Source organism: Pseudoalteromonas luteoviolacea NCIMB 1942, from assembly GCF_001625595.1.
Taxonomy (GTDB): domain Bacteria; phylum Pseudomonadota; class Gammaproteobacteria; order Enterobacterales; family Alteromonadaceae; genus Pseudoalteromonas; species Pseudoalteromonas luteoviolacea_A.
Genome location: NZ_AUXT01000012.1, coordinates 19,983 through 27,699, shown reverse-complemented (window position 1 = coordinate 27,699; position 7,717 = coordinate 19,983). Strand labels below are relative to the sequence as shown.

The window sequence follows — 7,717 nt, the reverse complement described above, 5'->3', positions numbered from 1 at the left end:
TTCCATAAGGCGTTCAGTGTATTTGATTGAGAGATATTGGCTTCCTCTGATGCTGTGATGGATAAGGCCCCGCGTGTCACCTCGATGCCAAATTGCTTGTTCTAATGCATCTAGAATAAGTTCCGTATGCATTGTGGTTGAAACACGCCTATGACGAATGCCACATAAACAAACCCACTCCAAGTGGCTACATAAGTGATATCTGCAACCCAGAGTTGATTTGGTTGCTCAGCAGTGAACTGGCGATTAACTAAATCTAATGGCTTATCTTGCTGCTCGTTTGGCAGAGTCGTTTTGCATACCTTGCCCCGCCGAGCACCTTGAATACCCATTTTTCGCATTAACCGCTCCACGGTACAACGTGCTACTTGATGACCGTCATTTTTCAGTTTTTTCCATACTTTTCTAGCGCCATAAACAGCCATGTTATCTTCCCACACTTGGCGAATGAGTGTCTTAAGTTCTATATCGCGCTTATTGCGTTTAGACATGCGTTAAGGCTGCCTCTGTAGTCGCTATGGGCGTAATAAGTAGAAGCCGAAATTGGCAGCTCCTTGCAGATTGACTCGATACTGAAATGCTCACGGCAAGTATCAATAAAGGCCACGACTATTTTTGTTTGCGGTCGAGTTCCGCTTGGGCGAAAAAAGCGGCGGCTTGCCTCAAAATATCGTTTGTTCGTTTTAATTCTTTATTTTCGCGCTCTAACTCAGCTAACCGCTCCTCAGCAGATTGAGAATTAGAAGATGAGTCGGAAGGCTGTGCTTGAGACTTTTTAACCCCATGCCCGGAGTGTTTCTGGCGTACAGCCAAGTTTATCTGAAATGGATACTAGTGCAGCCCAAAAGAGATGGGTACTCATGCTGTTGTGTGGTAACCAGCCTGACTGCACGTTCACGAAATTCTGCTGTATAGCGATTTGATTTTTTCATTGTTCCAGTTTCTCAAGTTATTGAGTCTCTGGCAAACCCGGGGCGATTTAGGTCATTTTTAATTTAATCTATTTGTGAACAAGAATAAGTCCAGTATTATCAATGATACAGACATAAAGTAATCGAGCATGTAAATCGATTCCACAATAATATGGATGCATGTTATTGTAAAAGTTCATTGAGCTTTCTCCTGTCAGGTTGGTTGTCTTTTCAGCGTAACGAATAATCGCGATGTTGGTGAGGAGGCTCAATGAGTATCAAGATTGTCAACTCGGACAAAAAACAGTTGGCTTTGTTCGTGCCTCAAAAAATTTTAGCCAACTATTTTTAGCCGGTTACAACGGTGTTAGGATATAAGGGTGATAATGGAAACTAAGGATAAAATTATTTTCTCAAACATGCAGTTAAGTCATATTGAATTATACGTTCAAGACCTAGCTAAGATGGAAAACTTCTATACGAGTAAATTAGGCTTTGTTGTCACTGATAGAGGTGAAGGGCAAAATGGTATGGTTTTTTTAAGCCGTAGCCCGGAAGAGCACCATCAAATTGTTTTAAGTCCAATACAATCGCGCAGGACTCTTGAAAGTCCAATTGATCATATATCTTTTAGGGTGAAAAATATTGATGAATTGAAGCTTTTCAATTCATCATTAAAGTCAGTTTCTGGGATCAGTGTGCAAACGGTATCTCACGGCACTACTTGGTCCATATATTTTCGTGATCCTGAAAATAATAGATTTGAAATTTTCACAGATACACCATGGCATGTTAACCAACCTTGTAAGTTTGCTGTAAATTTAGAGTTATCTGATGAAGAGTTAATTAAATTTACAGAGAATGAGATTAGATATATGCGAGGCTTTTCTCCAAAAAGTGATTGGAAAATAGTTCATAAAAATAGTTTAGGTGCGCTTGGTTAGCCGTATCCTAGGTAATTCCAAGTGACGCCTACGGCGTACCTGAATTAGGCGTTATATTTCACGGAAGTATTGGTGAAAACTAATTGTTTAAGTTTTTAATCAGGAAGACATATTTAAGTAATGAAGTATTTTAAAACACCCGAGTTTCTTTTCGAAGTACTTGGGGAGAAACAGTCCTTATTAGAAGTTTCTTGCACAATAATTTTTGCTCTACTTGGTAGCTGGGTTATTTATTCCGTCTCAGGAATTGAACTGGGAGGGTGGCAAACAGTTATAGCTTTTATATTAATAGTTGATGTACTAGCAGGGTGTATTGCAAATTTCAGTTTCGGCACCAATGAATTTTATTCAAAAAGGCCTAGAAACCGTCTTATATTTATTGCCATTCATATTCATATATTGGTTATCGCTTGGTTACTTTCTGAGCCAATGGGTGCTGCTTTGATTGTTTGGGGGTTCACTATTGCTTCAGCATTCTTAGTCAATGCCTTAAAAGGAAAATCCATTCAGGGCTTTATTGCTGCAAACTTAATGTGTTACGGTATATTGTTATTAATTTATTTGTCTCTTCCTCTGTGGTTTTTGATGGTTAGCATGTTCTTTATGATAAAAGTCCTGTTTAGTTTTTCAGTTGACCATTTTGATAAACAAGCTAGAGTGGCAAGTGAATAACACATATGAACCTTCTCCGGTCAAGTAGGCATAACGGTTCTTTTTAGCTGCTTTTAAGCAGCTAATTTGTCTTAGCAATGTTTTAAACCTATTCTACTTCGCTATGTCGGTTAACCGTTAAAATCGTTTATGGCAAACACATATTGAGGGTCTATTAATGCGACTCATCGTTGCCTAAATCGGTCGATACCGCTGTCGTTTAGGGCTATTAGACATTCATCGGTTAACCTTAATCTGGCGCTACGCAAGGCGATGGCTCGTTCGTCCAGTGAGTTAAAGGCTCAGCTAAGGTGTAAACGATTTAATTCATTGCTTAAATTAATGCGCACCAATGAGGTGTGTAATCAAGGCGAAATAGTTTATTACTACGACAATACTTACCTGTAAAACGTAGCTTTTAGCTGACTTAAACACAGATAATAGGTGGTTGTTCATGCCTATCTCGTTAGGTGTATAGCTCACCCTATTGTGCAACTTAGCTTTTTAAAAATCTGTCATCATGGAACACGGTTTTATTCTTCAACATAAAATAGACACAGCGACCAAGTTTGTGGGCTAGGACAGATAATGCCTTGGCTTTGCTCATACGTTTTTGTAGTTTGTTTAAGTATCGTCTTGCTTTATCGTTACCACGAAGGTAAAACGCAGCGGATTCACTGAATGCCCACTTAAGATGGCTGTTACCAATTTTATTTCCACTGGTACCATAGGTTTTACCTGCGGACTAAGTTTTACATTGAACGAGTCGACAATGTGAAGCAAACTTTTGTACAGGCTCGAAGCTATTAATATCGGCAATTTCATACAAGATAGTCATCGCTAAAATAAGGCCAATGTCAAGTATAGTTCGTAGTTGGGCGTAATAGTTAGGTTGGTGCTTTTTGGCCCTGCCTTCAAGGTAATACTCAAGCCGTTTAAGCTCCTTGGCATAAGCATCAAGAATGGCTAAATCGAAATTCATATTTCGTTGTACAGCTTGGTCTTCAAAGCGTATTTGGAACTCTTTGCGAACACATTTATTTTTCATATGCGGTTCAAGAGGCGGATAATTGTATTGGCTGTTTGTGTTAACGGTGTGGGCTTTCAGTTGTGCGCCATGTTGTACAAGTCGCGTTCGTCGGCGGAGTAAATCACGTGTGAACGCATGTGAGCAGGGTAATTATAGGCAAGCGGGAAATTGCCACCACACAATAGGCTGGCAATTTTATAAGAATCCAATCTTATCGTGTTTTGCTTTACCAACGTGAATAGCTTTCATGTACAGCGCATGGCCAAGTACAAAATTGATATTATGTTCTGAACATAAATCACTGACCCAATACCAACAATACATATATTCGACCCCAATAACGATATCGCTAAGATAAGGGGTAATCAGCCTAGGTAACTCAGTTTTATCGGATTTTATCTTTTGATGGACAACTTTGTTGCCTCGTTAATCAAGCATACAAACAAATAAAATTCGTGCATGAAGGTCGATTCCATAATAATATTTATGAAAAGTAGTATAGAATTTCATCGCGCTTTCTCCTTTTGGTTTGGTCGCCTTGAAGTTTAGCTTTTTGCTAAACTTCGGGGGAGAAGGTTCAATAAGTATCAAGGTCATAAAAAAGTATCAAGGCCATAAAAGCGGACACAAAACAGCTGGCTTGTTTCGCTTCGCTCGGAGTGTAGCCAGCTACTTTCTGTCGTTTATAGCGGCGTTAGCATTAAAGGATGATGAAATGGACTTCAAAACTTGTATCGATAAACTAGAGATTATCTCGAAGACTACAGGGATAGTTGCATCAATTTTTGCGTTATGCGCGCTATTTTTACCTTCTTCTATATGGAAAGTAGCCGAGTCACAGATAGCTCAGATATATGGCGCTAATGGCTGGGTTTACTATGAAGTTGGTGAAGAAAGAGAAATTACTAAAGATGGTAACTTTTATCTCTTAAAAGAATCACCTACAGGTTATTACAATGAGATTGAAGTCGGAGATAAATTGCGTGTTGTTGGTAACGCAAATTTTCGAAGTGGAAAAGGTAGCAACGAACCGAAAACTTTTGTTCTTGTTGACGGTGATTGCGTGATAATTACCTCAAAGCCAAGGGAAGAATATAGTGTAAAAAATGCAAAGTCCGGAGGTTGGTTAAAAGTTGCGACATCCCCATGTGGTCTGTTTTAGGTGCGTGGAATTTAATACTAACAAATTAGGATAGGTGTCGCTAAGCCGGCACCTTATCTGGGTGTTCAACAAGCTCGGAGTCGTTGTGTGATACTTCTACATAGTAAATAGCGATGTAAAAATACAGTGGTATGGTGGATGGCTTACAGTCGCTCCCCTTTTTATTGCGCAGTCAGCCCTTAGTGCAGTGCAATAATTTAAATCTCTAATTCAATCAGTTGTTTAGGTTTTTACTTTCCCTCTTTCTCAATTATCACCTTGGTGGGGTCAGTTGTCATTTTGGCCCGGCGTTGGTGCATCTATTGCGCCAATAGGATTTAAGCTTTTCGGTTGTGCACGAAAACCCATAAACAGCATTTGTTTATGACAGCAGGGGTAAATGTATTTGGCGGCCTTACGCGATTCGACTTTTACATTGGGTAGTGTATTACCTAATCAAAGGGGATGGTTCAGGGTTAGGGTTATTTGATCCTGGCTTTTAATTACGCAGCGCCTTCGCAATAGTCAGGAGAGTTGCTTGTGGGATAAGAGCAATGCATATAAAAAGTCATTTACTCTGATAATCCTCTAGTCAGCCTCCGAGGCCTTTGTTAGCTATGCTAACAGGTGCTTAAACTGTAATCCCCCCAAAAAATCGGAGCAGTTATAAGTAGAAAATTCCGTTACACTAAAACAAAGGAGTTTCTATGCGTAAATCTAGATATACCGATAGCCAGATCTTGGCGCTCATCAAGCAAAACGAAAATGGCATTCCAGTAGCAGAGCTTTGCCGTGAACATGGCATGGGTTCGGCTCAATTTTATAAATGGCGAGCTAAATTTGGTGGAATTGATGCTTCAATGATGAAGAGACTTAAATAGCTGGAAGCTGAAAACAGTCGCCTAAAAAAGATGTATGCCGAAGAGTTCCTTAAAGCCCAGGTTAGGTAGGATGCGCTTGAGGAAAAGTTGTAAAGCTATCCCGGCGCAAGGAGATGGCGGTAAAAGCAGTGAAACATTATCACGTGAGTGTTAGGTTAGCCTGCGAGAGCTTGGACATCAGCACCAGTTGTTACCATTATCAGGCTAAATTAAACAGCGACAATGCATTGATAGCCGATTGGCTACTTAGATTAACTCAAACGCATCGACGATGGGGATTTGGTTTATTCTTTCTATATTTACGTAATGTGAAAGGTTTCCATTGGAATCATAAGCAGGTATATCGAATTTATCGAGGGCTTGAATTAAACTTGCGGATAAAGCCAAAACGCCGGATTAGGCGTGACAAGCCGGACACGTTGAGTGTATCAGATTCGGAAAACCAAGTGTGGTCGATGGATTTTATATCCGATAGCTTAATTGACGGTCGTAAATTACGAACTTTTAATGTGGTCGACGATTATAACCGCGAAGGTTTAGTGATAGATGTTGATTTATCTATGCCAACAATGCGGGTTATAAGGTCACTAGAGCAAGTAATAGAATGGCGAGGTAAGCCTGCTGCGATTCGCTGTGATAATGGCCCGGAATATATATCCGGAGAATTGGTCAATTGGGCTAACAAGCATCAAATTACAATACTTTATATTCAACTAGGAAAACCAGCACAGAATGCTTATGTTGAGCGCTTTAATAGGACAGCAAGACATGAATGGTTAGAGCTACATATGTTTAGAAGTATCGAGCAAGCCCAAGAATTAGCAACAAACTGGCTCTGGATTTATAACAATGAACGGCCTAATATGGCGATTGGAGGGGGGACCACCTAAACAACTATTGAGAGCAGCTTAAAGATATTCTACAAATAACTGCTGCTTAATATGGGGTGATTACATTCTAAAATTTAGCAAAAAATTAAACTGTGTGGCCATTTCTATCAACTCTCCTCCTTTGTAAAATTTATGGTTTTTATCATGGCCATAAAGTTGTTTTTAATGTGCTTGTAAGACAGAACTAGGTTATAGTGGGCTGCTATATGTCAATTCCAAAATAGAAATTATCAAGTGAGAAAGTTATGAAACACATTATGTTTGCACTCGCCCTAATTGCATCTGGAGCCGCCAATGCAGTAGTGCATGTAAAAGATGCAGTGATAGAGAGTGTTTATTGTGGTTATGTAGATACCTACAACATGTGCTCAATTTTGTTTACTGCGGATACGACTTTGCACGGACAAGAAGGAAGCTGCCATACTTTGCCCGCCAAACGAATGCAGTTTAAAGGTGATACCCCGATGGGATCATCATTGCTTTCATTGGCACTGACTGCGCATACGACCAAGGCCCGGGTAGACGTGTATGCTAGAAGCAATTGTAGCATCTATCCTGGGTTATCAGATGTGGACTTCATCACGATAAAGTAATTGACATAACACCTATGTCAATTTGTAAATAAAAAATCGCTTATGCTCTGATAAAGATTAACACATGGGCGGTTTTTTTAGCACTAGAGCACGCACATGGAGCTTAGAATGGGGGCAGTCACAAATTTATTGCTTAAATTAGGATTTTTGACTACTGTTTAAATATCCATTATTTAATGGGTTTTAAATAGAAATGACAAAAGAAGAATTCGGGAAGGGCACTACATAACAGTTAGCCCAGATATATGTCAGAGCAACGCTTTATTGCATGTGGTTAATCATCTAATTGTGGCTGGTGTGGGTTAAGAGAACGAGGTTGTATTTACCGCCTTGATAGATTTACTCGGCTTGACATATACTGAGTGTCCATGAAAGTAATTTTAAATATTTGTCGATGCGGTTGTCATCACTATTTGGTATTGCATTTATGGCATGGGCCACAAGTTTTGAGAGAAAGCGTGATAGCCACACAGACGCTTCGCCTGATTCGAGCTGACGCTCGCCAATGTAACTGTTCGCTGTTTAAGTTTTGCTCTACCACTTGGTTAATTAGCTCCTCATAAATGCCAATCTGCTGCACGGCCAAATCCTGTTGTTTTTATTCTAACTAATTGATAGCGAATGTATCTTATCGTTTTTATGTGAATGGGCCAGGAAGTACACAAATATACGTTCT

The 7,717-nt window shown here is 39.7% G+C and carries 5 protein-coding genes, 4 pseudogenes and 1 other annotated feature; of the genes and pseudogenes, 5 read left to right on the top strand and 4 right to left on the bottom strand.

What is annotated here, in order from left to right; translation table 11 throughout:
• Positions 1 to 110 precede the first annotated feature (110 nt).
• Positions 111 to 491, bottom strand: coding sequence for an IS3 family transposase (locus N482_RS23955; protein ID WP_081227639.1), 381 nt, complete (start codon positions 489 to 491; stop codon positions 111 to 113).
• Between the two features lie 46 nt (positions 492 to 537).
• Positions 538 to 652 (bottom strand) — a sequence feature (AL1L pseudoknot).
• Between the two features lie 351 nt (positions 653 to 1,003).
• Positions 1,004 to 1,111: pseudogene (locus tag N482_RS24650) on the bottom strand (IS110 family transposase); the annotation flags it as partial.
• Between the two features lie 186 nt (positions 1,112 to 1,297).
• Here N482_RS24650 and N482_RS01590 point away from each other — a divergent pair.
• Positions 1,298 to 1,855: a VOC family protein gene (locus N482_RS01590; RefSeq protein ID WP_063375422.1), complete on the top strand. Its 558-nt coding sequence runs from the start codon at positions 1,298 to 1,300 to the stop codon at positions 1,853 to 1,855.
• A 120-nt stretch (positions 1,856 to 1,975) separates the two neighbouring features.
• Positions 1,976 to 2,527: a hypothetical protein gene (locus N482_RS01585; protein WP_063375421.1), complete on the top strand. Its 552-nt coding sequence runs from the start codon at positions 1,976 to 1,978 to the stop codon at positions 2,525 to 2,527.
• 475 nt (positions 2,528 to 3,002) lie between these two features.
• Here the strand turns inward: N482_RS01585 and N482_RS01580 are convergent.
• Positions 3,003 to 4,046 (bottom strand): annotated as a pseudogene (locus N482_RS01580) (IS110 family transposase).
• Between the two features lie 205 nt (positions 4,047 to 4,251).
• On the opposite strand from N482_RS01580, the gene N482_RS01575 reads away from it, so the two are divergent.
• The 3 genes and pseudogenes from N482_RS01575 to N482_RS01560 all read left to right on the top strand — a co-directional run bounded on the left by N482_RS01575 (position 4,252) and on the right by N482_RS01560 (position 7,041).
• Positions 4,252 to 4,698, top strand: coding sequence for a hypothetical protein (locus N482_RS01575; protein ID WP_155730436.1), 447 nt, complete (start codon positions 4,252 to 4,254; stop codon positions 4,696 to 4,698).
• A 686-nt stretch (positions 4,699 to 5,384) separates the two neighbouring features.
• A pseudogene (locus N482_RS01565) lies at positions 5,385 to 6,448 on the top strand (IS3 family transposase).
• A 245-nt stretch (positions 6,449 to 6,693) separates the two neighbouring features.
• On the top strand, positions 6,694 to 7,041 hold the full coding sequence (locus N482_RS01560) for a hypothetical protein (protein ID WP_155730435.1): 348 nt from the start codon (positions 6,694 to 6,696) through the stop codon (positions 7,039 to 7,041).
• A 375-nt stretch (positions 7,042 to 7,416) separates the two neighbouring features.
• Here N482_RS01560 and N482_RS26005 read toward each other — a convergent pair.
• Positions 7,417 to 7,621, bottom strand: a pseudogene (locus tag N482_RS26005) (hypothetical protein); the annotation flags it as partial.
• Positions 7,622 to 7,717: the final 96 nt, after the last annotated feature.

Coding starts and splice junctions, on each gene's coding strand:
- N482_RS01585 (WP_063375421.1), top strand. CDS start 1,976: ATGAAGTATTTTAAAACACCCGAGTTTCTTTTCGAAGTACTTGGGGAG.
- N482_RS01590 (WP_063375422.1), top strand. CDS start 1,298: ATGGAAACTAAGGATAAAATTATTTTCTCAAACATGCAGTTAAGTCAT.
- N482_RS23955 (WP_081227639.1), bottom strand. CDS start 491: ATGTCTAAACGCAATAAGCGCGATATAGAACTTAAGACACTCATTCGC.
- N482_RS01575 (WP_155730436.1), top strand. CDS start 4,252: ATGGACTTCAAAACTTGTATCGATAAACTAGAGATTATCTCGAAGACT.
- N482_RS01560 (WP_155730435.1), top strand. CDS start 6,694: ATGAAACACATTATGTTTGCACTCGCCCTAATTGCATCTGGAGCCGCC.